The organism is Bradyrhizobium sp. USDA 4354 (assembly GCF_054060315.1).
The window spans coordinates 2,165,742-2,187,754 of record NZ_JBSSDC010000001.1; the positions used below are offsets into that span (position 1 = coordinate 2,165,742).

At 64.7% G+C, this 22,013-nt stretch carries 19 protein-coding genes; 9 read left to right on the forward strand and 10 right to left on the reverse strand.

The genetic code is table 11. From position 1 onward, the window contains the following. Positions 1-31 precede the first annotated feature (31 nt). From ACVIIV_RS10130 to ACVIIV_RS10155, 6 genes are all read right to left on the reverse strand, one after another. Positions 32-1,645, reverse strand: a complete 1,614-nt coding sequence (locus ACVIIV_RS10130; RefSeq protein ID WP_456744056.1) for a benzoate-CoA ligase family protein — start codon at positions 1,643-1,645, stop codon at positions 32-34. Continuing rightward, positions 1,642-2,781 (reverse strand): FAD-dependent monooxygenase, encoded by a 1,140-nt coding sequence (locus ACVIIV_RS10135; RefSeq protein WP_456744057.1) that lies wholly within the window; start codon positions 2,779-2,781, stop codon positions 1,642-1,644. The genes ACVIIV_RS10130 and ACVIIV_RS10135 overlap by 4 nt, the downstream gene beginning before the upstream one ends. Positions 2,782-2,969: 188 nt before the next feature. Beyond that, positions 2,970-3,185 carry a hypothetical protein gene (locus ACVIIV_RS10140; RefSeq protein ID WP_456744058.1) on the reverse strand — a complete coding sequence of 72 codons (216 nt, stop codon included), beginning with the start codon at positions 3,183-3,185 and terminating at the stop codon, positions 2,970-2,972. Between the two features lie 136 nt (positions 3,186-3,321). After that, positions 3,322-4,140 carry a cysteine rich repeat-containing protein gene (locus ACVIIV_RS10145; RefSeq protein ID WP_456744059.1) on the reverse strand — a complete coding sequence of 273 codons (819 nt, stop codon included), beginning with the start codon at positions 4,138-4,140 and terminating at the stop codon, positions 3,322-3,324. A gap of 147 nt (positions 4,141-4,287) precedes the next feature. Then, positions 4,288-5,289: an NADP-dependent oxidoreductase gene (locus tag ACVIIV_RS10150; protein ID WP_456744060.1), complete on the reverse strand. Its 1,002-nt coding sequence runs from the start codon at positions 5,287-5,289 to the stop codon at positions 4,288-4,290. Between the two features lie 212 nt (positions 5,290-5,501). Next, complete coding sequence (locus ACVIIV_RS10155) at positions 5,502-6,302, reverse strand: ATP-grasp domain-containing protein (protein ID WP_456744061.1); 801 nt, start codon at positions 6,300-6,302, stop codon at positions 5,502-5,504. Between the two features lie 373 nt (positions 6,303-6,675). Here ACVIIV_RS10155 and ACVIIV_RS10160 point away from each other — a divergent pair, with 373 nt between their 5' ends. The 3 genes from ACVIIV_RS10160 (at position 6,676) to ACVIIV_RS10170 (ending at position 9,794) form a co-directional block, all read left to right on the forward strand. Further along, on the forward strand, positions 6,676-7,449 hold the full coding sequence (locus ACVIIV_RS10160) for a ferredoxin--NADP reductase (RefSeq protein WP_456744062.1): 774 nt from the start codon (positions 6,676-6,678) through the stop codon (positions 7,447-7,449). A 307-nt stretch (positions 7,450-7,756) separates the two neighbouring features. Then, the gene (locus ACVIIV_RS10165; protein WP_456744063.1) at positions 7,757-9,454 is read left to right on the forward strand and encodes an FMN-binding glutamate synthase family protein; all 1,698 of its coding nucleotides are present in this window, start codon (positions 7,757-7,759) and stop codon (positions 9,452-9,454) included. Positions 9,455-9,554: 100 nt separating this feature from the next. Continuing rightward, positions 9,555-9,794 carry a PilZ domain-containing protein gene (locus tag ACVIIV_RS10170; protein WP_456744064.1) on the forward strand — a complete coding sequence of 80 codons (240 nt, stop codon included), beginning with the start codon at positions 9,555-9,557 and terminating at the stop codon, positions 9,792-9,794. A 91-nt stretch (positions 9,795-9,885) separates the two neighbouring features. On the opposite strand, the gene ACVIIV_RS10175 is transcribed toward ACVIIV_RS10170, so the two are convergent. Beyond that, complete coding sequence (locus ACVIIV_RS10175) at positions 9,886-11,181, reverse strand: hemolysin family protein (protein WP_456744065.1); 1,296 nt, start codon at positions 11,179-11,181, stop codon at positions 9,886-9,888. Between the two features lie 243 nt (positions 11,182-11,424). On the opposite strand from ACVIIV_RS10175, the gene ACVIIV_RS10180 reads away from it, so the two are divergent. Next, the gene (locus ACVIIV_RS10180; RefSeq protein ID WP_456744066.1) at positions 11,425-13,500 is read left to right on the forward strand and encodes a methyl-accepting chemotaxis protein; all 2,076 of its coding nucleotides are present in this window, start codon (positions 11,425-11,427) and stop codon (positions 13,498-13,500) included. Positions 13,501-13,703: 203 nt separating this feature from the next. Here the strand turns inward: ACVIIV_RS10180 and ACVIIV_RS10185 are convergent, their stop codons facing one another. The 3 genes from ACVIIV_RS10185 to ACVIIV_RS10195 all read right to left on the reverse strand — a co-directional run bounded on the left by ACVIIV_RS10185 (position 13,704) and on the right by ACVIIV_RS10195 (position 17,291). Continuing rightward, positions 13,704-15,677: a carbohydrate porin gene (locus ACVIIV_RS10185; protein ID WP_456744067.1), complete on the reverse strand. Its 1,974-nt coding sequence runs from the start codon at positions 15,675-15,677 to the stop codon at positions 13,704-13,706. 403 nt (positions 15,678-16,080) lie between these two features. Next, positions 16,081-16,344, reverse strand: a complete 264-nt coding sequence (locus tag ACVIIV_RS10190) for a hypothetical protein (protein WP_456744068.1) — start codon at positions 16,342-16,344, stop codon at positions 16,081-16,083. Positions 16,345-16,484: 140 nt separating this feature from the next. Continuing rightward, on the reverse strand, positions 16,485-17,291 hold the full coding sequence (locus tag ACVIIV_RS10195) for a creatininase family protein (RefSeq protein ID WP_456744069.1): 807 nt from the start codon (positions 17,289-17,291) through the stop codon (positions 16,485-16,487). Between the two features lie 138 nt (positions 17,292-17,429). Here ACVIIV_RS10195 and ACVIIV_RS10200 point away from each other — a divergent pair, with 138 nt between their 5' ends. The 5 genes from ACVIIV_RS10200 to ACVIIV_RS10220 all read left to right on the forward strand — a co-directional run bounded on the left by ACVIIV_RS10200 (position 17,430) and on the right by ACVIIV_RS10220 (position 21,859). Then, positions 17,430-18,452 carry an ABC transporter substrate-binding protein gene (locus ACVIIV_RS10200; protein ID WP_456744070.1) on the forward strand — a complete coding sequence of 341 codons (1,023 nt, stop codon included), beginning with the start codon at positions 17,430-17,432 and terminating at the stop codon, positions 18,450-18,452. 95 nt (positions 18,453-18,547) lie between these two features. Continuing rightward, complete coding sequence (locus tag ACVIIV_RS10205; RefSeq protein ID WP_456744071.1) at positions 18,548-19,363, forward strand: ABC transporter ATP-binding protein; 816 nt, start codon at positions 18,548-18,550, stop codon at positions 19,361-19,363. Continuing rightward, on the forward strand, positions 19,360-20,178 hold the full coding sequence (locus ACVIIV_RS10210; RefSeq protein ID WP_456744072.1) for an ABC transporter permease: 819 nt from the start codon (positions 19,360-19,362) through the stop codon (positions 20,176-20,178). The genes ACVIIV_RS10205 and ACVIIV_RS10210 overlap by 4 nt, the downstream gene beginning before the upstream one ends. Beyond that, a complete protein-coding gene (locus ACVIIV_RS10215) occupies positions 20,178-21,167 on the forward strand; it encodes a 2-hydroxyacid dehydrogenase (protein WP_456744073.1) in 990 nt (329 codons plus the stop codon). Before ACVIIV_RS10210 ends, ACVIIV_RS10215 begins: the two co-directional genes overlap by 1 nt. After that, entirely contained in the window at positions 21,167-21,859 is a 693-nt protein-coding gene (locus tag ACVIIV_RS10220; RefSeq protein WP_456744074.1) for an AprI/Inh family metalloprotease inhibitor, read from the forward strand. Before ACVIIV_RS10215 ends, ACVIIV_RS10220 begins: the two co-directional genes overlap by 1 nt. Positions 21,860-22,013 lie beyond the last annotated feature (154 nt).

Here is a 22,013-nt window from a genome sequence, read left to right on the forward strand (position 1 = left end):
GACGACACTGAATGTGTGGCGACACCCTGGCTCACATCCGCAGCAACGCCTGCCGATCGATCTTCCCCGTGCCCGTCTTCGGCAGCTCGTCGATGAAAATCACCTCGCGCGGATATTTGTACGGCAGCAGCTTGCCCTTCACATAATCCTGCAGCCTGCGCGTCGCTTCGCCCTGGTCCACCGCGCGATTGTTCATCACCACCACCGCCTTCAGCGTCATGCGACGATCCGGCAGCTCGGCCGCGAACACCGCGCATTCGCGGATGTCGGGGTGGTCGGCGAGACACAGCTCGACCTCGAGCGGATAGACCCACTGGCCGGAGATCTTGATGAGATCGTCGGCGCGGCCACGGAAGAAGTGAAAGCCGTCGGCGTCACGCACGAAACGGTCGCCGGTGTAGATCCAGCCGCCCTCGCGGATGGTCTCGGCGGATTTGTCCGGCCGGTTCCAGTACAGCGGCGTGTTGGAATCGCCGCGGACCCACAAGATGCCTTCCTCGTTGTCGCCGACCTCGTTTCCATCCTTGTCGCGCAGCGCGACCTCGTAGCCGGGTACGCGTAAGCCCGCGGCGCCCAGCTTCTTCTGCTCGGGCCGGTTGGAGAGATAGATATGCAGCACCTCGGTCGAGCCGAGGCCTTCGACGATCTCGAGGCCGGTGAGCGTCTTCCAGCCGTTGAAGACCTCGGCCGAGAGCACCTCGGCGGCGGAGAGCGCCATGCGCAGCGACGAGAAATTCGTCTTGTCCGCGCCTTCGGCCTTTGTCAGCGACGTATAAAGCGTCGGCAGGCCGAAGAAGACCGTCGGCTTGTATTGCTCGATCGCCGCGAAGATCGACGCGGGCTTCGGTTGGCCCGGCAACAGCAGCGTCGCGGCGCCCGCCGAGAACGGGAAGGTGACGGAGTTGCCGAAGCCGTAGGCGAAGAAGATTTTTGGCACCGAGAAGCAGATGTCATCGGGCGTCAGCCTCAACACGCTCTGCGCAAAGGCGGCTTCGCTATAGGCCATGTCGTGCTGCAGATGCACGATGCCTTTGGGCCGTCCGGTCGAGCCGGAGGAGTACATCCAGAATGCCATTTCGTCGCGATGCGTCGGCGCTTCCGCCAGCTCAGTCGGGAACTGCGCGAGCCAGCCTGCCGCAGCGACCGCCCGCGGCGCCGCGTGATCGCCCGCCTCGCCATTGACGACGATCAGCATCCGCAGGTCGGTGTCCTTGCAGGCCTCCGCATTGAACCGCGCGCAGAATTCGGACTCGACGACCGCGACAGTCGCGCCGGAATCGGCGAGATAGAATTGCAGGAGATCCGGCGGCGTCAGCGTGTTGATCAGGAGCGGCACGAAGCCGGCACGTACCGCGCCGAAGAACGCAGCGGGATAGGAAGGGGTGTCGTCGAGGAACAACAGCACGCGGTCGCCGCGCTTGAGGCTAAGCGAGGCGAAACCGTTGCCCCAGCGGCAGGCTTCGCGGCAGAGATCGGCATATGTCCGCGTGCCTGCCGGACCGATGAGCGCGAGCTTGTCGCCGCGGCCTTTGCCCAGATTGTCGAACAGCACGCGGCTGGCATTGTAAATTTCAGGAACGGCAAAGCCGATCTCGCGCGCGCCCGGGCCGTCGGCGGGCACCTGGTCTCTGATCTCGTTGCTCATGCCGCATCTCCGCCGTTCTTGGCCGTCTCGTAGCGGGTCATGAAGGCCGGCGACATCGCGCGCAGCCGGGAATCGTCGATGCGGCCGGAGCGGGTGATATAGCTGTAGGCGAAGTCCATCAGGGGAAGCTTCATGTGCTCGGCGAAGTGCTCGTACCAGGACGCACTCGTGCGCGCGGCATCGACGAGCTTCTGCACGATGGGCTTGCGCGCGGCCTGATAGCGATGCAGCGCCGTCGCAAGATGCGCATCCGATTCCAGTGCCTTGACCAGCGCGATCGCGTCCTCGATCGCGAGCCGCGTGCCCGACCCGATCGAGAAATGGGCGGAATGCAGCGCGTCGCCGAGCAGCACCATGTTCTTGAACGACCAGTGCTCGTTCCAGACCCAGGGGAAATTGCGCCAGACCGATTTGTTGGAGACGAGGCAATGACCGGCGAGCGTGTCGGCGAACACCTCCTCGCAGACACCCTTCGACTGCTCGACGTCCTTGTAGGCGAAGCCATAAGCCTGCCAGGTGGCGTGATCGCATTCGACCAGGAAGGTGCTCATGGTCGGCGAATAGCGGTAATGATGGGCGTTGAAGGCGCCGCGGTCGGTCCTCACGAAAGTCTGCGACAGGGTGTCGAAGCGTTTCGAGGTGCCGTACCAGACGAATTTGTTGGAGGAGTAGGACAGTGAGGTACCGAAGTCGCCCTCATAGGCCCGGCGCACCAGCGAGTTCAGCCCGTCGGCAGCGACGATCAGATCGTGGCCATTGAGCTGGTCGATCGCCTGAATCTGGGTGTCGAAGCGCGGCGTGACGCCGACATCGAGCGCACGCTGCTGCAGGAACCTGAGCAGATCGAGCCGTCCGATCGAGGAGAAGCCGACGCCGTCGATGGCGACGCTGTCGCCGTGTAGGTTCAGCGTGATGTTCTCCCAGCTCTCCATATGCGGAGCGATCGCATCGACGGTCTCGGGGTCGTCGGCGCGCAGGAACTCGAGAGCCTGATCAGAGAACACGACGCCAAAGCCCCAGGTCGCGTCGGCCGGGTTCTGTTCGAACAGGTCGACCTGATCCTCGGGGTGACGCTTCTTCCAGAGATAGGCGAAGTAGAGCCCACCGGGCCCCCCGCCGATCACGGCGATCCGCAACGTCTGCCTCCCTAATTGACAGTATACTTACTATCTAGGGGTAGACTAATGTGCTCCAGCGCCCGGCGCCAGCGGAATTATCGGCATGGCCGGCACGCCAAAGCTCGCTTTCCCGACCCGTTTTGCGGGTCCGAAACCGTCAGGTGCGAACCATAGCGAAACCGGGCCGGATTGGCCACCCGGGCGCGTCAGACGCAGCGCTTCACATAGACCCCGTTCACCAGCACCCTGGTGCAACGAACCGCGGGCACGGGCTTGCGGACCACGACGGCCGCGTTCGGACCGGCGCAGCCGGCGCGATAGACGCCGCGGGCGCACACCACCGCATTCGCATCGGTGGTCTCGAACGTCATGGTCGCGGCGAAGGCGAAGAGAGCAGAAGCAACGAGCAGCAATGAACGCATGTTGTCCTCCCGGGCTTGTCGTGATCGAAACGGTCTCAAAGAAAGGATCTGCGAAATCACGCATCAGCGTGCGAACATCCGGTCGCGCACGCCGCAATTCATGTCTGCGCTGCGGACGTACCTAGTCCGCTTCGTCTTATCTCGCGGCGAAGGGCGCGAGCACGTCCCGGCAGGCCGGCGAGAGCGATGCCGCCCGGTTGGAAATGCATTGTATGATCCGGCCGCCGCCGGGCGCCACGCCGGCGCAGAGCGTGCGGATATCGGCGCCGCAAGCCGATCTGGCGATGAACAGCTCCTCGCGCGGCAGCAAGGGGCGCAGCACGATCGTGCTCGGTGCCGCGGCGGGCGTGGTCGCGGGAGCCGCACCTGCAGGCGCCGTCGTAGCCGCTGTGCCGGATGCAGCGCCCAGCGCGCTTTGGCAGGACGGTGAGACCCTTGCCTTGTTCCTCTCCAGGCATTCGAGCGCAGCAGCGCCGCCCGGCGGGACGCTGGCGCACACCTTCGGATAATCGGCGCGACACGCGCTCTTGACCGCCGCAACCTGCGCGCTGCTGGGCTGCTTGGCGGCAGCGGCCTTCGGCGCCGGTGCGGCAGCGGGCTTCGCTGCAGGGGCGGCATCAGCCTTGGGTGCGGCTGGCGCCGTTTCCGTCTTGGGCGCGGCCTCGGTCTTCGGCGCGGCGGGCGCAGCTTCGGTCTTCGCGGGTTCGACGGCACGAACGGCGGTCTGGCATCCCGCTGACAGGCTGGACATGTTCTTCGCCAGACATTGATATGCTTCCACGCCGCCGGGTGTCACGCTCGAGCAGTGCGCCATGAAATCCGAGCGGCATGCGGAGCGGATGGCGCTCTTCTGGGCCTCGGTCGGTGCTTGCGCAACCGCCCCTGTTGCAGTTGCGAAGAATGCTGCGGCGAGCAACGCCTTGCGCGTCGATGCCTGTTTCAACGTGTTGAACATCTGATGATTTCCTGCCTCGTCGGTCACGCCGACGATTCTTAAAATGTGATGCAATCGCAATCTTCGCGAGTGACGCCTCGCAGGCCGCATCATTCGCCGCTTTGACGTCACCCGCAAGCCAATTATGCCGGCGCCGTAACCGCGCCGTCAGAGCTTGATCATGCGCTTGCCGCGGTTCTCGCCCGCGAGCAATCCGATCAGTGCTTTCGGCGTATTCTCGAGGCCATCGATGATGTCCTCCTGCACCCTCAGCTTGCCGGATTTGACCCAGGCCTGCAGGTCGGCGAGCGCGCGCTGGCTCTCCTTCACGTAATCCATCACGATGAAGCCCTGCATGACGAGCCGCTTCACCACGATCAGGCCGGGCACGCCGCGCGGGCCGTGCGCGGCGGGCGCGCCGTCATATTGTGAGATCGCGCCGCAGCAGGCGATGCGGCCGTAATTGTTCATCTGCGGCAGGCACGCTTCCAGAATGTCGCCGCCGACATTGTCGAAATAGACGTCGATGCCTTTCGGAGCGGCTGCACGCAGCGCCTTGAACAATGCACCGTCCTTGTAGTCGACGGCGGCATCGAAGCCGAGCTCGGAGGTCAGCCAGTTGCACTTGTCCGCGCCGCCGGCGATGCCGACCACGCGGCAACCCTTGATCTTGGCGATCTGTCCGACGATCGAGCCGACCGAGCCCGCAGCCGCGGAGACCACGACGGTCTCGCCCTCCCTGGGCTTGCCGATCTCCAGCAGGCCGAAATAGGCGGTGAGACCGGCAATGCCGAACACGCTGAGCAGATGCGTCATCGGCTCGAGCTTCGGCATTTTGGTCAGATGCTTCGCCGGCACGGCGGCAAATTCCTGCCAGCCGGTGTCGCCGAATACGATATCGCCGGGCGCAAGCCCCGCTGCCTTCGAGCTGACGACCTCGGCGATGGCGCCACCGGCCATGACGCTGTTGGCTTCGACGGCGGAACGATAGGTCGCTCCGTGCATCCAGGCGCGGTTGGCCGCGTCGAGCGAGATGTAGCGCACACGCAGCAAGGCCTCGCCGTCCTTCGGCTCGGGCATCGCGCCCTCGATCATTTTGAAGTGCTCGGGACCGAGCTTGCCGCTGGGCTTTTCCACCAGCAGGATCTGGCGATTGATATGTCCGCTCATGGCGTTTCCCTCTTTGATCGTTCTTGATTACTGATGCAGCGGCCGCAAACAAGCGCCGCATGCGTTATGCGCTTGCGTGAAGGCTAGAGCGCGGCGGTCCATTTCACAACGGGAACATCCGGCCAACGCCTCAACGCACCGATCTCGCTGCAGCTGGAAAGGCGTTCAACGCTGTGACGACTCTCCAGCGCGAATAATCGGAGGTCTTGGATTTAGCTTCCGGCAAACACCCGATCCAGCGCCGCGTCATACACCGCCTGCACCAGCTCCGGATGCAGTTTGCCCAGTGCCTCCATCATCACGCCGGAATTGATCTCGAGCACGTACCACTCGCCGTCGACACGGACCACGTCGATTGACGCGAAATCGATGCCGATGGCGCGCGCAGCATCGATCGCGAGCTTCACGCAACTCGCGCGTGCCTCGCCGTCCTCGATGAGCACCGGCTTTGCGCCGGCGTCGAGATTGTGTCGCCAATCCGAGCCGCGCTGCTTGCTGTAGACGACGAGAGGCACATCCTCGAGCAGCACCACGCGGACCTCCTCCTCGACCGCGACATAGGGCGAGATCACGAGCCCTGCGCTCATCGAAAAAACCTCGCCGACCGCGTGATCGAGTTCCGCCTCCGTCGTCACCTTGAACACCGAGCGCCCCGATGTCCCCTCGTTCGGCTTCACCACCACGCCTTGCGGATGATCGTGAAGCAGCTCGAGCATTGCCTCTCGCCAGGCGGCGCCGACAACATGCTTGCCCAGCCGCGGGTTGAGGAAGAGCTGATGGGGAATGCAGGACACGGCCGCGAGCGCCAGCGCCTCGGCGGTGGCCGATTTGTCGTTGGCGAGGCGGTGGGCGATGGCACTGTTGAGGCCGATGTCGTAGCCGAAGGCGAAGTGGCGCCTCGGGCCCCGGCGCATCGCGATCAGCCAGCCATCGGAGCGGACATCGATCGCAATACCGTGGTCCGCGCAATAGCGCCTGATCGCCCGAACGAAGATTCGCTCGCCGCTTGCCATGGTCCTTCGTCGCTCCTGTCGCCAAAAGCCGCAAAAATGCGGGAATCGGGGCCAATCGGGATGAAAATCAGAGCTATTCTTAATGAAATTCTCGCGAGGACGACGGAAATTAAGTGCTCCAATCAGGCGTCAGGACGGAAAGAAATTGCCCTCTTCGCGCACCCGGCAGCAGATTCGTTAATGATGCGGCCAGTTCTGCCGCAAATGCCGGTTTGATCGGCATCAATTGCATCCGAAACGAGGTTGATTATTGGTCTCAATAGCGTAGATCACACACGCGAAATCCTCCGCCATGGCAAATGGTGACCGCCCCGATTTCAGGGCCGGCAACGCTTTTGCCCTAAAACCGCAAATATTCGGAATATCGAAAATCATGAGCGCGTTTTACCGAGAGAAGGTTCTTTCCGTCCACCACTGGACCGACACGCTGTTCAGCTTCCGCGCCACGCGCGATACCGGCTTCCGGTTCCAGAACGGCCAGTTCGCCATGATCGGCCTCGAGATCGACGGCCGCCCGCTGCTGCGTGCCTACAGCATGGCGAGCGCCAACCACGAGGAACAGCTCGAGTTCTTCTCGATCAAGGTTCAGGACGGCCCGCTCACCTCGCGCCTGCAGAAGATCAAGGAAGGCGACACCATCCTGGTCGGCCGCAAGGCGACCGGCACGCTGATCACCGACAACCTGATCCCCGGCAAGCGGCTGATGCTGCTCTCGACCGGCACCGGCCTTGCGCCCTTCGCGAGCCTGATCAAGGACCCCGAGGTCTACGACCAGTTCGAGTCGATCGTGCTGGTGCATGGCTGCCGCCAGGTCTCCGAGCTCGCCTATGGCGAGAAGCTCGTCGCGACCCTGCGCGAGGATGAGCTGTTCGGCGAGCTGCTCGCGGACAAGCTCGTCTATTATCCGACCGTGACCCGCGAGCCGTTCAGGAATCGCGGCCGCATCACCGACCTCATCAACTCCGGGCAGATCTTCAACGACATCGGTCAAGGTCCGCTCGACATCGCAACCGACCGCATCATGATGTGCGGCAGCCCGGCGATGCTCGAAGAGCTGAAGCAGATGTTCGAAGGCCGCGACTTCGTCGAGGGAAGCGGCAACAAGCCCGGTCATTTCGTGATCGAGAAGGCGTTCGTCGAGCGGTAAGCTCGAGCCACGCGCTCGTGCCCCGGACGTAGTGCAGCGCCTTTTCGGCGATGCGCTGCAGAGCCGGGGCCCATCTCACCACATCGTATGCTGTTGTAGTCTGGGTCCCGGGTCTGCGCTTGCCCGGGACACAGCTCGTTTGCGGCCGCTGCAGGCTGCTCAATTCGGCCGTCTCTGCTGCACTGCAAAAGCCTATCCTCTCGGCTGATTGATCTGCGGCGACCGAATTCGCTAGCCTGAAACAAGGGCCGCGTCATATCCGTATGACAGGCAAAGGCGTATCGTACCGCCTCGTGCTGGCGAGAGGATGGGAATCGTGGCCAACGACAACAAGACGCAGGAAGCTCCCAAACGCCTGCCGCTGGCGGAAGAGGGGATCATGGAAACCCTGCTGCTGCCGTTCTCGCCGCGCTTCATCGTGCTGACGATCTGCGCGGTGGTCACCGCGCTCCTGTTCGGCATCGGCATCGCCGACCGCAAGATCTTCGATATCCTGCTGATCCCGACCCTGATCTTCGGCGCCTTGACGCTGCTCGGCGTCCGCGATCTCCTGCAGAAGAGCCACGCGGTGCTGCGCAACTACCCGATCTCCGCGCATATCCGCTTCCTGCTCGAAGAGATCCGGCCCGAGATGCGGCAGTATTTCTTCGAGAGCGAGAAGGACGGCATGCCGTTCTCGCGCGACACCCGCGCGGTGGTCTATCAGCGCGCCAAGATGGAGCTCGACAAGCGGCCGTTCGGCACGCAGGAGGACGTCTATCGCGAGGGCTACGAGTGGATGCATCACTCGGTGTCGCCGAAGGCGCATGCTAAGGAAAAATTCCGGGTCGTGATCGGCGGGCCGGATTGCGCAAAACCCTATTCGGCCTCGGTGTTCAACATCTCGGCGATGAGCTTTGGCGCGCTCAGCCCGAATGCGGTGCGGGCGCTGAATGCCGGCGCCAAGAAGGGCGGCTTCGCGCACGACACCGGCGAGGGCGGTGTCAGCCCCTATCACCGCGAGATGGGCGGCGACATCATCTGGGAGATCGGCTCCGGCTATTTCGGCTGCCGTCACCTCGACGGCTCCTTCGACCCTGAGGCGTTCGCACGCGTCGCCGGCGACGACCAGATCAAGATGGTCGAGCTCAAGATCAGCCAGGGCGCCAAGCCGGGCCATGGCGGCGTGCTGCCGGCGGCCAAGGTCTCGGAGGAGATTTCGAAAATCCGCGGCGTGGCGATGGGCGAGGACTGCATCTCGCCGGCCTCGCACCGCGCCTTCTCCACGCCGGTTGGCATGATGCAGTTCATCGCGGAGATGCGCCGCCTGTCCGGCGGCAAGCCGGCCGGCTTCAAGCTGTGCATCGGCCATCCCTGGGAATTCCTGGCGATCTGCAAGGCGATGCTGGAGACCGGGATCTATCCCGATTTCATCGTCGTCGACGGCAATGAGGGCGGCACCGGCGCGGCGCCGCTGGAGTTCATGGATCACCTGGGCATGCCGATGCGCGAGGGCGTCAATTTCGTCCACAACGCGCTGGTCGGCATCAACGCGCGCGACCGCATCAAGATCGGCGCCTCCGGCAAGATCGCCACCGCTTTCGACATGGCGCGGGCCATGGCGATCGGCGCCGACTGGTGCAATTCGGCGCGCGGCTTCATGTTCTCGCTCGGCTGCATCCAGTCGCTGAGCTGCCACACCGACCGCTGCCCGACCGGGGTGGCGACGCAGGACCCGACGCGGGCGCGCGCGCTTTACGTGCCGCTCAAGATCGACCGCGTGCACAATTATCACCATGCGACGCTGCACTCGCTGACCGAGCTGATCGCCGCGGCCGGCCTCGAACATCCGCAGCAGCTGCGGCCGATCCATTTCAGCCAACGAACGTCGACGACCCAGGTGAAGTCCTTCGCGCAGCTCTATCCGGCGCTGCGCCCAGGCGAGCTGCTCGAAGGTACGGAAGATCCGCGCTTCCGCGACGCCTGGAAGATGGCGCGCTCCGAGACGTTCCAGCCGGCGCTGTGAGATGCCGGCCGCGGCAGGCAACACTGCGCGATGCCGTAAAATTGCTGCGAGCGGAGGATGGGCTTAATCTCTGGTGCAACTTTTGGTATAGTCCCTCGCCATGGACGAGCGACGCAACAAGGCCCGACATCGGGTGCTGAAGGCCGGAACCATCGAGTTCGGCGGCGGCGCGATCGACTGCACCGTTCGCAATCTCTCGGCTACCGGCGCCGCACTCGACGTCACCAGCCCCGTCGGCATCCCCGAGCATTTCACCCTGTTCGTCCAGGCCGACGGCACGCATCGGTCCTGCACCGTGGTCTGGCGCAAGGAAAAGCGAATCGGGGTGAGGTTCGGCTGAGAGGGAGTGCGCGGTCGCAAGCTCGTGCCCAAAACTCCGCCGTCGTCCCGGACAAGCGTAAGCGCCGATCCGGGACGACGGGAGAAGTTACTCACGCCGCAGCCTGCTCACCCAACCGGCTCGCCAAAATCTTGTCGATCCTTCGCCCGTCGAGATCGACCACCTCGATGTGCCAGCCGCGGAAATCGAAGGCGTCGCCAGCGTTGGGCAGCGCGTTGAACTGTTGCAGCACCAGGCCCGCGACCGTGTTGTAGCGGTGCGGCGGCAATTCGACGCCGAGCAGCTCGCCGAATTCGTCGACCGGCATCCAGCCGGAGATCAGGAGCGAGTCGTCCTCGCGCCGGATGAAGGCCGGCTCGGGCGGGCCTTCCTCGGAATGGAACGCGCCGACGATCGACTCGAGGATGTCGGCGGCCGTCACCATGCCTTCGAAAGCGCCGTATTCGTCATAGACGAGACCGACGTGAACCGGAGCCGCTTTCAGGATGGTCAGCACGTCGCGCGCATCCGCGGACACCGGGATGCCGGGCGCTTCGCGCACGAGCGCGCGCAGGTCGGGGTTGCGCTCGTTCATATAGGCAACCAGCAAATCCTTGGCCTGGAGCACGCCGATCGGCTTGTCGCGGTCGCCGTCGGAGACGGGAAAGCGCGAATGCGGGCTCTCGGCGATGATCTCCTGGATGGCGGCCGGCTCGTCGTTCAGGTCGATCTCGTCGACCTCCGTGCGCGGCGTCATGACCGCGCCGACCGGCCGGTCGCCGAGCCGCATCACGCCGGCGATCATCTCCTTCTCGCCGGGCTCGAGCACGCCCGCGCTCTCGGCTTCGCTGACGAGGTGATGGATCTCGTCCTCCGAGACCTTCTCCTCGGCCCTGCCGCCGCGGCCGAGCAGCGTGAGGATCAGCTTGCCGGAGACGTCGAGCAGAAAGACGAGTGGCAGCGAAATCTTCGCAAGCGCGTGCATCGCGGGCGCGACCCGGACTGCGATGCTTTCGGGATCGCGTAGCGCCACCTGCTTCGGCACCAGCTCGCCGACGATCAAGGTGGCGTAGGTGATCAGCGTGACCACGATGCCGACCCCGATGATGTCGGCAATGCCTGAGGAGAGGCCGAGCTCGAGCAGCCATTGCGTCAGCCGCTGCCCGAGTGTCGCGCCCGAGAACGCGCCGGAGAGCACGCCGACCAGCGTGATGCCGATCTGCACCGTCGACAGGAACTTGCCGGGATCGGCCGCCAGCGTCAGCGCCCGCTCGGCGCCGCGCACGCCCTTGGCCGCGAGCAGCGACAACCGCGCCGGACGCGACGAAACCACGGCCAACTCGGACATGGAGAGCAGGCCGTTGATGACGATCAGGACGATGACGATAACGAGTTCCAGCGAGAGCATTGACGTTCCAGAGGTAAGGAAGTGTGGCCGGGAAGCCGGCGCAAGCCACTGATATAGGTATTCGGTGCGGAAGTGCTGGCAATTGTGCGCGTTCGTGACCCAGGGGAACCCGTGCGAGGCCGCGTTCCCCGGGCGTCCGCAACGACCTGACACTCCGCGGAACTACGGAGCGTTGCTTAACGAGCCCTTAGTGGCCGCCGGCTAGGTTTTCGACATTGCAGAAATATATCCGGGGGACTCAGGATGCGGATCGGGAAGCTTTTCGCGCTGTCGATGCTGACGGTGACGGTATTTGCAGTCATCCTTGGCGCTGAGGTGCTGATACCCCAGACGCGCATCTTCACGAACCGCTCCGACGCGATCAAGACCGTCGATGCCTTTGGTGCGACGCTGATGGCGAGCCAGCACGTCGCCAGCCTTCGCGCCCCCTATATCGGACCGATCTTCCAGGAAGGCGCCGCAACGCAGGCACAGCTCGAAGCTGCCGCGAAGGCTACCAAAGCTGCCGAGGTTGGCTTTGATACCGCACGGCGCGCCATCATGGCGCTGGATGACGGCGGTGCAATTGCCGAGAATCTCGACCGTGCCGCGCGGCGGTTGAAGGAGATCACCGCGGCGGCCGATCGCGCAATGAGCCTCGCCCTGGCGGCGCGTGACAGCGCCGCGATCAAGGGCTTCCTGCCCGGCGTCGCCGAGGTTCTCGGCAATATCGAGCCCGTGATGAACCGGCTCGAGGCCAAGGTCATCAATGCCGATTCCTCGCTTGCAGCGCTGTTGAGCCTGGCACGGACTGCGCAGGATCTGCGTGTTTCCGCCGGCAGCCGCGCGGCCACGCTGTCCCCGCCGCTGAGCACGCGTCGGCCGCTGACCGCCGCCGAATTGTCGCTGATGGATCGCATGCAGGGACGCGTGGAGGCCGATCGCGAGCGCATCGAAGCCGGCATCGACCAGCTCGGAAATCCGCCCGGGATCGCCACCGCTTTCAAGGCGGCGACGGATTCCTATTTCGGAAACGCGGCCACGGCGATCGAGAAAGCGATGCCTGCGGCGCGCAGTGACGGCAACTACGCGATCCGCGCAGACGAGCTGGCGAAGGTCATCGTGCCGGCCATCCAGATGTTCTACGGCGTGCGCGACGCCGCGCTGGCGGAAGCCGCCGAGCGTGCCGCGGCCGCGCGCGATGGCGCATTGGCGATGCTCGCGCTGGCCGGTGTAGCCGTGTTGGCATTGCTCGGTACGCTCGGTGGCGTGACCATGATGCTGCGCAGGCGCGTGGTGACGCCGCTCGGCCGGATCGCCGATGTGATCGGAGCGCTCGCCGCCGGACAGCACGAGGTCGAAGTCCCGGCGACGGGCCACAACGACGAGATCGGCCAGGTTGCGGGCTCGCTTCAGCACTTCAAGGATTCGCTGCTTGCCAAGAAGGCCGCCGACGAGGCGGCCGCGGTCGAAGCCGACGCGAAGCTCCGGCGCAGCCAGCGCATGGACCAGATCGCGCGCGAGTTCGAGGCCATGATCGGCGACGTCATCAACACCGTCTCGGCAGCATCGTCGGAGCTGGAAGCGTCGGCGGGAACGCTGACGAGCACGGCCGAGCAATCGGAAAAGGTCACCGCGACCGTCGCGGCTGCCTCCGAACAGGCCTCCACCAACGTGCAGACCGTCGCCGCGGCGGCCGAGGAGATGGCCTCGTCGGTCGACGAGATCAGCCGTCAGGTCCAGGATTCCGCGCGCATCGCCGGCGAGGCGGTGCAGCAGGCCGGGCGGACCAACGACCATGTCGGCGAGCTCGCCAGGGCCGCGGGCCGGATCGGCGACGTCGTCGAGCTCATCAGCCAGATCGCGGGGCAGACCAATCTTTTGGCGCTCAATGCCACCATCGAGGCGGCGCGCGCCGGCGAGGCCGGGCGCGGCTTTGCCGTCGTCGCCTCCGAGGTCAAGGCGCTGGCCGAGCAGACCGCCAAGGCCACCGGCGAGATCAGTCAGCAGATATCGGGGATCCAGACGGCGACCGAGGACTCCGTCGGCGCCATCAAGGCGATCGGCGACACCATCACGCGCATGTCCGAGATCGCGTCCGCAATCGCCTCGGCGGTCGAGGAGCAGGGCGCGGCGACGCGCGAGATCTCACGCAACGTGCAGCAGGCCGCGCGCGGCACCCAGCAGGTCTCCGCCAGCATCGTCGACGTGCAGCGCGGCGCCAGCCAGACCGGATCGGCCTCCTCCAACGTGCTCGCGTCGGCGAGGTCGCTGTCCGGTGAGAGCAGCCGTCTCAAGGTCGAGGTCGGAAAATTCCTGGACGCGATCCGCGCCGCGTAGGGCTTCCGCGCCGTCCGTTTGGAGAGCGACGTGCCTGGGGCCCTCCTTCGAGACGCGCGCAAGGGCGCGCTCATCAGGATGAGGACGGAGTGCGAAGCGGCAATTTCGATGGACACCGATGCCGCTGAGCCTCATCCTGAGGGCCCGCGAAGCGGGCGTCTCGAAGGACGAGGCGTGCGCATTCATCGCGCGCGAGCCGCGGCTCAGAACTCCCCGTGCAGCCGGCCCGAAAACACCGACACCGGTCCGCGGTCGGCGTTGTAGGCGGGGTTGACGATGAGCTGGTAGTCGGCGGTGAGGGTGATGTTCTTGTTCAGAGCGTAGGCGTAGTAGGTTTCGAGGATGCGCTCCTTGCGGTAGTTGAGCGCGCCGTCGCCGACGAGCACACCGAGGCCGCCGGCGGCGAGGAAGTCGCGATAGTCCTGCGATATCGCGTTGATCGCGCCGCCGATGCCGATCACGTCGTCCGGCCGGCCCCAGCTCGCGCCCTTGATCGACAGTCCCGCGGACAGGCTGCGATGAATGTCGGTGAAGGCGAGCGTCTCGGTCTTGCCATCATTCCAGCTCCAGCGGCCGAACAGTCCGATATCGTCGGTGATCGCCTGCTCGAGATTGAGCACGTAGCCATACTTCAGACGGCCGCGCCGGGTCTGCGCGATGTCGAGATTGAGCGCGGGATTGTCCAGCGTCTCGCGGAAGCTGCCCATATTGGCGCTGTCGACCCAGCCGATGGTCCTGAGCTTGCCGGGCCGGCCGAGCAGCGAGAAGCGCGTCTCGAGCTCGAGCAAGTATTGACCGCGCTCCCCGACCCTGGTGTCGAAATGATTGGCGTTGGACTCGGAGACCATCAGGAAATAGCCGCCGCGGAGCGCCCATTGCTTCTGGTTGAGTTCGGCCGTGACGCCGTAGGTGAGGCCGACTTTGTCGGCGGAATAGTCGAAGGCGCCGGGCGCCCAGATCGACCAGTTCATGAAATCCCGGCGCGTGTCCTTGGCATAGGCATTGCCGTCGAACACGTCGACCACCGGGAACTTGCCGGCCTGCAAGGTGAGGCGGGACACGTCGACCTTCTGTCCCAGCTGCAGCTGCCCGCTCGCGAGCTCTTCCTGCTCGCCGCCGAAGCCGAAGGTCTGGCGCACGAACAGGCGCGAGGTGTTGTAGTGCGGGTAGGGGAAGTTCGACTTCTGCGCTTCGCCGTTGGGGAAGCCGGCAGCACCCACGGTGTCGTTCAGTCCAAATCCCTGGAGCAGCTCGGGATTGTAATAGACCTCGCCGCCGTCCCACAGCCGTGCGTTCAGGAACAGGCTGTTGCTCCACGTCGCCTTGGCCTGCCGTGACGGCGACAGCGAGTTCGGTCCGGTATAGAGCGCAGGAAACGACGGATAGCCTTGCGGCAGATAGGTGCTCTGGCCGTGGATCTCCCAGCGATCGGATTCGGTGTCGGTCAGCGAGCTTTTCGGGTCGTAGCTCGGCATGCCCGGCCAATCGACCTTGCGGTTGAGGCCGAGCCTGACCTGCTGGAAGTCGAGCGACGAGGAGCTGTATTGCGCCCCGGTAGCGGCGAAGGCGACATTGGCGCCGTCGAAGCGGCTGTAGAGATATTCCAGCCGCGCGCTCCAATGTGGCGCGAAGCCGTATTCGATGCCGGCGCCTGCGATCCAGCCCGGCCGCGTGTTCAGGATCTTCGGGACCTCAGCGCCGGAGGCCGGCGTGTCGAAATAGCGCTCGCCCATCCAGGCAAAGCCGCCGGTGGCATAGACGAGCCACGCACCGCTGGTGTAGCCGACGCGGCCGCGCAGGCTCGCGGTGTAGTCCCATTGCTGCGTAACGGTGTTGGCGGGCGTCGCCAGGAACGAGACGATCGAATTCGAGGTGATGTAGTTGGGAAACGAGAAATCACCTTCGACTCCGACCAGCCAGCCGGAGTTGAGGCGGTAGTTATAGCCAGCCTGCACGCCGCCGATCATGCCGCTGAAGACGCCGCTGTCGCTGATGGCAGCGCCGTCGTTCAGCGCAAAGTGCGACGAGCCGCGGCTATAGCCGGCATGCGCGCCGATATAGAGGCCGGTCCAGTCATAGACCGCTTTCAAGGCCGGTGCCTTCAGCGGCAGATCGGCCGCGCGGCCGGCGGTCGGAAAAGCCAGCACGCCCGCGGCAATCGCCGCGGCCGTTCGCAAGCACCTTTGTCTGTGATCTCTCAACGCCAAAACGCACGCCCCCAAAACGCGAATGTGTCCCACCCGCCGCGCCATTCCTGCCGGGTCGCGGCGATTCTGTCATCAGCCTCGGTTATTCACGCGAACGGGCGAGATGATCTCGATTCGACCCGACTCCATCCCAAGTTCCTGAACCTGCGACAAACCTTATTGCGATTAATTCGCAATAGCAAATGACGCGCATTGCTGCAGAGGATGGTTCGCACCGCTGTGTGACGCGGCTGCAACAAGCTCGCAGGCCGCCAAAATGGATGACCCCGCCCGGGGGGGACAGCCGGGCGGGGTCGGGGGCACGACACGGGGGTGGATGAGGCGCCCGTGTCGGACGCAGGATCCACGTGGAGATCGGCCTCAGGTACTCAAATCAGTAGCAGGTCCGAACGCGGCCGACGTACTGGCCGAAAGCGTTGTACTGGGCGACCCAGCCGCAGCGGTGATAGCCGTGGTAATAGGGGTCGTTGCTGGCGGCGATCGCGGAGCCGACGACGGCGGCGGTGGCGATGCCGGCACCGACACCCCAGACCCAGCCGGGCTGCTTGGCTTCGGCCGAGGAGGTGGTGGACACGATGCTGCCGGTCACAGTGAGGGCAGCGAGAGCTGCGGCGGCAATCTTGGTCTTGATCGACATGTGAAACTCCATCCGGGGTTGAGGCGGTCCGTTGTGGCCCGCGTGCCCAATTGGACGGAGGCTCTTCGCGTCCGGTTCGAACACCGAAAATGCGGTCGCGGAGACTCGATCTTTCCTGAATGAATCCAGGAGGATGCCGGTTAGCCGAGGGGGCCCGTGGCGAGCCTGTTCACGTCGAAGTTATCGACCTCACCCAGCAGCTCGCAAAAGGCGCGTGCGCCCTGATCGATCAGTTGCTCGCCCTTCGCTGCTGCAGCCAATGTCGCGTTGCCGACCGCGCCGCTGGCATTGAGATCCTGCGCCTGCCAGGCAAATGGCGCGGGCCGCTGCGTCGACAGCCAGCGATACTGCTTCTCCATCGCGATGCTGCTCGCGGGAAAATCAGCGATCGCATTCATGTGCACCTGATCCGGATAGCGCGCCAGCATGATCGAGGTCTCGACCGCGCCGCCGTGAATGCCGTGACGCACTTCCTCGGCCGGGAACAATTTGTCCGCGCCTGAGAGCCGCGACCATGAGGTCGTCACCACGAACAGCTTGTGATGCGCGCGAAGATCCTGCGCGACCAGCATCATGGCCGCGCTGTTGCCGCCATGGCTGGTGATGATGACGAGCTTCTTCACCCCGCGGCGTGCAACCTCCTCGCCGGTCCCTGTCCATTTCTTCAGCGCAACCTCGGTCGGCAGCGTCTGCGTGCCCGGATAGTCGATATGCTCGGTGGAAATCCCGATTGCCTCAACGGGGAGGAAACTGGCTGGAACGCTCTCGGGCAATAGCTGGCGCACGCGTGTCAGATAGGCGTCCGCGATCAGCACGTCGGTCGTGAGCGGCAGATGCGGTCCATGCTGCTCGGTCGCCGCTAGCGGCAGCACCGCGATCCAGCGCGACACCTCGGCTGGGCCCGCATGAGCCCAGTCGATGTCGATCCAGTCGCGGGGCGGCGTCATCAAGGTTTCCTTGCCCGAATTTGTCACGTAATTTGGGGTATCAGGGGACGCGGGCCAGGCCGGCTCGCGTCCCCTGACGTCATGCGGTTTTATCGCGTTGCCTTCACATCGGCCAGCCACGATCGACGGAGTGCCATCATGACCCCCTCTCATCTGCGGCGAGCGTTAACGGCGGGCTTGTTGGCCGCTATCGCTACCCTTGCGCCGGCGCGCGCCGAAACGCTCGACAAGGTCACCTTCGGCACCAACTGGGTCGCCGAGGCCGAGCATGGCGGCTTCTTCCAGGCGGTCGCCGACGGCACCTACAAGAAATACGGCCTCGACGTCACCATCGTTCCGGGCGGTCCCAACGAGAACAACCGGATGCTGCTGATCGCCGGCAAGATCGATTTCTTCATGGCCGCGAACACGCTGATGTCGTTCGACGCGGTCGCCAACAACGTTCCCGTCGTCACCATTGCCGCGGTGTTCCAGAAGGATCCGCAGGTGATGCTGACCCAGCCCGATGCGAAAGTCACCAAGATCGAGGACCTCAAGCCGCTGACGCTGTTCGTCTCCAAGGAGGGCATGACCAGCTACTTCCAGTGGCTGAAATCCGAATACGGGTTCAGCGAGAAGAACGTGCGTCCCTATAATTTCAATCCGCAGCCCTTCATCGCCAATCCCAAGAGCGCGATGCAGGGTTACGTCACCTCTGAGCCCTTCGCAGTGGAGAAGGCCGCGGGCTTCAAGCCCAACGTGCTGTTGCTCGCCGATTACGGCTTCAACACCTATTCGACGCTGATCGAGACGCGCCGCGACATCGTCGAGAAGAAGCCCGACCTGGTCCAGCGCTTCGTCGATGCCTCCATGATCGGCTGGTACAATTACATCTACCGCGACAATTCCGCCGGCAATGCCCTGATCAAGCAGCTCAACCCGGAGATGACCGACGATCTCTTGGCCTATTCCGTGGCCAAGATGAAGGAGCACGGCATCGTCGATTCCGGCGACAGCTTGAAGAACGGCATCGGCGCCATGAGCGACGAGCGCTATGCCTCCTTTTTCAACAAGATGGTCAAGGCCGGCGTCGTGAAGGCGGATCTCGACTTCCGCAAGTCCTACACGTTGCGCTTCGTCAACAAGGGCGTCGGCGTCGAGCTGCGCCCGAACAAGCCGTAACGCATGCTGAGGCTAGGCACGCCAGTGCGACTGGGGCTCACCTCTCCCCGTCGGGGAGAGGTGAAGAGCGCCCGAAACGCAGCAGCCCGCCCTCGATGGTAGAGCGCTCAACGTCATCCGCCGTCGAGGCCAGCCTGACGGCGCTCGCCGTCAGCCTGCGCGGCGTGACGAAGGTCTACGACAACGGCGTCATGGCCCTCGGCCCGTTCGACCTTGCTGTCCGCAAAGGCGAGTTCATCTCGCTGCTGGGACCGTCCGGTTGCGGCAAGTCGACGGTGTTGCGGCTGATCGCGGAGCTCAGCGCGCCGTCATCAGGCACGGTGCGGGTGGCCCGGCACGAGGGCGAGGTGCTGCCGGGCCACGGCATCGGCTTCGTCTTCCAGGAGCCGACCCTGATGCCCTGGACCAACGTGCGCGAGAACGTGCGGCTGCCCCTAAAGCTCGCGGGCGTGCCGAAAGCGGAAGGACGCGCACGTGCTGACGCGGCGCTGGCGAGTGTCGGGCTCGCCGATTTCGCCGACGCCTTTCCGCGCGAGCTCTCCGGCGGCATGAAGATGCGGGTGTCACTGGCCCGCGCGCTCGTCACTGATCCCAATATCCTCCTGATGGACGAGCCGTTCGCGGCGCTCGACGAGATCACGCGCTTCCGCCTCAACAACGATCTGCTCGCGCTGTGGCGGTCCTTGCACAAGACCGTCATCTTCGTCACCCATTCGGTGTTCGAATCCGTCTATCTGTCGCAGCGCGTCGTGGTCATGACGGCGCGGCCCGGCCGCATCCAGGCCGACATCCGCATCGAGACGGTCGAGCCGCGCGGGGAGGAGTTTCGCACCTCCGCCGCCTATTCCGATTATTGCCGCAGAGTGTCGGCTGCGCTGGCGCCATCCTATTCGGGGCAGTCGACGCTATGAACGCGCAAGCCCCGGTCATCGCGAAACCGTCCGGCGCGCAACGCGCGATGCGCTTCGTGCTACCCGTCATCGTGTGCGCAGCCGGCCTCCTCGCCTGGGAACTCGTGGTCCGGATCAAGGAGATCCCGCCTTACGTGCTGCCGGCGCCGTCGATCATCGTCCTGACGCTGATCAAGGACTGGGCGGTGCTGTCGCAATCGCTGGCGACCACGCTGCTGACGACGCTCGAAGGTTTTGTCGCCGCCAGCATCGGCGGCATCGCGCTGGCGCTGCTGTTCAACCAGTCGAAATGGGTGGAATATTCGCTGTTCCCCTATGCCATCGTGCTCCAGGTGACGCCGGTGATTGCGATCGCGCCGCTGCTCCTGATCTATCTTGAGCAGCAGACTGCGGTGGTCGTCTGCGCCTTCATCGTCGCATTCTTCCCGGTGCTGTCGAACACCACGCTCGGGCTGAACTCGGTGGACCGCAATCTCGCCGGCCTGTTCCAGCTCTATGGCGCATCGAAGCCGCAGACGCTGCGCTTTCTCAAGCTGCCCGCCGCTCTGCCCTATATCCTCGGCGGTCTGCGCATCGCCGGCGGCCTGTCGCTGATCGGCGCGGTCGTGGCCGAGATTGCGGCCGGCACCGCGGGCGCCGGCTCCGGGCTTGCCTACAGGATCGCCGAATCCGGCTATCGCTTGAACATACCCCGCATGTTCGCAGCGCTGCTTCTGTTGTCGCTGGCCGGGATTGTCATCTATGGGGTGCTGGCGCTAGTTTCGCACCTCGTTTTACGGCGCTGGCATGAGAGCGCGCTTGGAAAGGAAAGCTGATGTCTACCGGTTCGATTTCGTCCGAAAAGATCGATCTTCTGATCTATGGGCCGGTGCGGCCGATCCTCGAGAACGGCTTTTCCGATCATTTCGTCGTGCACAAGGCGGAGACGCGCGGCGACCTCGAGCGGCTGACGCCGGCAGTCCGCGACAAGATCCGCGGCGTCGCGGTGACCTATCACACCGTGCGTGCGGACAGGGATTCGCTGTCGCAGCTGCCGAAGCTGGAGATGGTGGCGAGCTTCGGCGTCGGCTACGACCACGTCGACGCCAAATACGCCGCCGAGCACAACATCATCGTCACCAACACGCCCGACGTGCTGACCGAGGAGGTCGCCGACGTTGCGATGGGCCTTCTGATCGCCACCTTGCGCGAATTCATCAAGGCCGACCGCTATGTGCGTTCCGGCCTCTGGCAGACGCAGAACTATCCGCTCAGCGTCGGCTCGCTGCGCGACCGCAAGGTCGGCATCGTCGGCATGGGCCGGATCGGCCAGGCCATCGCGCGCCGGCTCGATGCCTCGCTGGTACCGGTGGTCTATCACTCGCGCAATCCGTCCAAGGACGTCTCCTACAAGCACTACCCTGACTTGATCGAGATGGCGAAGGCGGTGGATACGCTGATGGTGATCGTGCCCGGCGGCGCCAGCACGAACAAGATGATCAATGCCGAGGTGCTGAAGGCGCTCGGGCCGCGCGGCGTGCTGATCAACGTGGCGCGCGGCTCCGTGGTGGACGAGCCGGCGCTGATCCAGGCGCTGAAGTCAGGCACCATTCTCGCCGCCGGCCTCGACGTGTTCGCGGCCGAGCCGAACGTGCCCGACGAGCTCAAGATCATGCAGAACGTCGTGCTGCTGCCGCATATCGGCTCGGCCTCGGTGGTGACGCGCAACGCCATGGACCAGCTTGTCGTAGACAATCTCAAGGCCTGGTTCGCCGGCAAGGCGCCGTTGACGCCGGTTGCTGAAACGCCGTTCAAGGGGCGCTGATGCAAATTCTCCGGGCCGTTGCATTCGCCGTCGCGGCCTGCTTGGCCGCGATCGGCATCGCGCATGCGCAGGATGCGACGAGCCTGAAGAAGCAGATGCCCGGGCAGTGGGAGCTCTCGACCACCGAGCGCAGCAAGACCTGCGTGGTCACCCTCAAGGCTGATGCCGCAGGCCAGGGGTTCAAGCTGGAGCTTGAACCGGCCTGCAAGACCGCGCTGCCCTTCACCAAGGACATCGTCGCCTGGAGCGTCAGGGGGCTCGACATCGTGCGCTTGCAGGATGCGACCGGCGAAGCCGTGATCGACTTCACCGAAGTCGAGGCCGGCATCTTCGAGGGCCTGCGCCAGGGCGAGGGCGTCTACATCCTGCAGGATCTCGCCGCCGCGCGCTCGATGGCCAAGTCCATGGACCAGATGATCGGCGACTGGTCGATGGTGCGCGGCAACGGCCAGCCGGTGTGCGGGCTGACGCTGACCAACACCGAAGCGGGACCGGACAATTTCCAGGTCTTCCTCAAGCCGAAATGCGACGCGACGATCGCGCAGTTCAACCCGACGCAATGGCGGCTCGAGCGCGGTCAGATCATCCTGATGTCGAAATCAGGCGAGGCCTGGCAGTTCGAGGCCGACGACAACGCGCAGTGGCGCCGCGTCCCCGACACCGCCGATCCCCTGATCATGCTGCGCCAGTAGGCGGCGCGGACGTGCTCGGCCTGCATGTTTCGCCCGGCGATGCGAAGCATCGTCCGGAGACGCCGGTTTTGGCGGGCTCCTCACCATGAGGGTCTGAGGTCCCGCCGCGAAACGGGACCTCATCCTGAGGGCCCGCCGTAGGCGGGCGTCTCGA

Excerpts from the sequence above, each read along its gene's own strand:
- ACVIIV_RS10130 (WP_456744056.1), bottom strand. The coding sequence starts at position 1,645 with ATGAGCAACGAGATCAGAGACCAGGTGCCCGCCGACGGCCCGGGCGCG.
- ACVIIV_RS10140 (WP_456744058.1), bottom strand. The coding sequence starts at position 3,185 with ATGCGTTCATTGCTGCTCGTTGCTTCTGCTCTCTTCGCCTTCGCCGCG.
- ACVIIV_RS10145 (WP_456744059.1), bottom strand. The coding sequence starts at position 4,140 with ATGTTCAACACGTTGAAACAGGCATCGACGCGCAAGGCGTTGCTCGCC.
- ACVIIV_RS10150 (WP_456744060.1), bottom strand. The coding sequence starts at position 5,289 with ATGAGCGGACATATCAATCGCCAGATCCTGCTGGTGGAAAAGCCCAGC.
- ACVIIV_RS10155 (WP_456744061.1), bottom strand. The coding sequence starts at position 6,302 with ATGGCAAGCGGCGAGCGAATCTTCGTTCGGGCGATCAGGCGCTATTGC.
- ACVIIV_RS10160 (WP_456744062.1), top strand. The coding sequence starts at position 6,676 with ATGAGCGCGTTTTACCGAGAGAAGGTTCTTTCCGTCCACCACTGGACC.
- ACVIIV_RS10165 (WP_456744063.1), top strand. The coding sequence starts at position 7,757 with ATGGGAATCGTGGCCAACGACAACAAGACGCAGGAAGCTCCCAAACGC.
- ACVIIV_RS10170 (WP_456744064.1), top strand. The coding sequence starts at position 9,555 with ATGGACGAGCGACGCAACAAGGCCCGACATCGGGTGCTGAAGGCCGGA.
- ACVIIV_RS10175 (WP_456744065.1), bottom strand. The coding sequence starts at position 11,181 with ATGCTCTCGCTGGAACTCGTTATCGTCATCGTCCTGATCGTCATCAAC.
- ACVIIV_RS10180 (WP_456744066.1), top strand. The coding sequence starts at position 11,425 with ATGCGGATCGGGAAGCTTTTCGCGCTGTCGATGCTGACGGTGACGGTA.
- ACVIIV_RS10190 (WP_456744068.1), bottom strand. The coding sequence starts at position 16,344 with ATGTCGATCAAGACCAAGATTGCCGCCGCAGCTCTCGCTGCCCTCACT.
- ACVIIV_RS10195 (WP_456744069.1), bottom strand. The coding sequence starts at position 17,291 with ATGACGCCGCCCCGCGACTGGATCGACATCGACTGGGCTCATGCGGGC.
- ACVIIV_RS10200 (WP_456744070.1), top strand. The coding sequence starts at position 17,430 with ATGACCCCCTCTCATCTGCGGCGAGCGTTAACGGCGGGCTTGTTGGCC.
- ACVIIV_RS10205 (WP_456744071.1), top strand. The coding sequence starts at position 18,548 with ATGGTAGAGCGCTCAACGTCATCCGCCGTCGAGGCCAGCCTGACGGCG.
- ACVIIV_RS10210 (WP_456744072.1), top strand. The coding sequence starts at position 19,360 with ATGAACGCGCAAGCCCCGGTCATCGCGAAACCGTCCGGCGCGCAACGC.
- ACVIIV_RS10215 (WP_456744073.1), top strand. The coding sequence starts at position 20,178 with ATGTCTACCGGTTCGATTTCGTCCGAAAAGATCGATCTTCTGATCTAT.
- ACVIIV_RS10220 (WP_456744074.1), top strand. The coding sequence starts at position 21,167 with ATGCAAATTCTCCGGGCCGTTGCATTCGCCGTCGCGGCCTGCTTGGCC.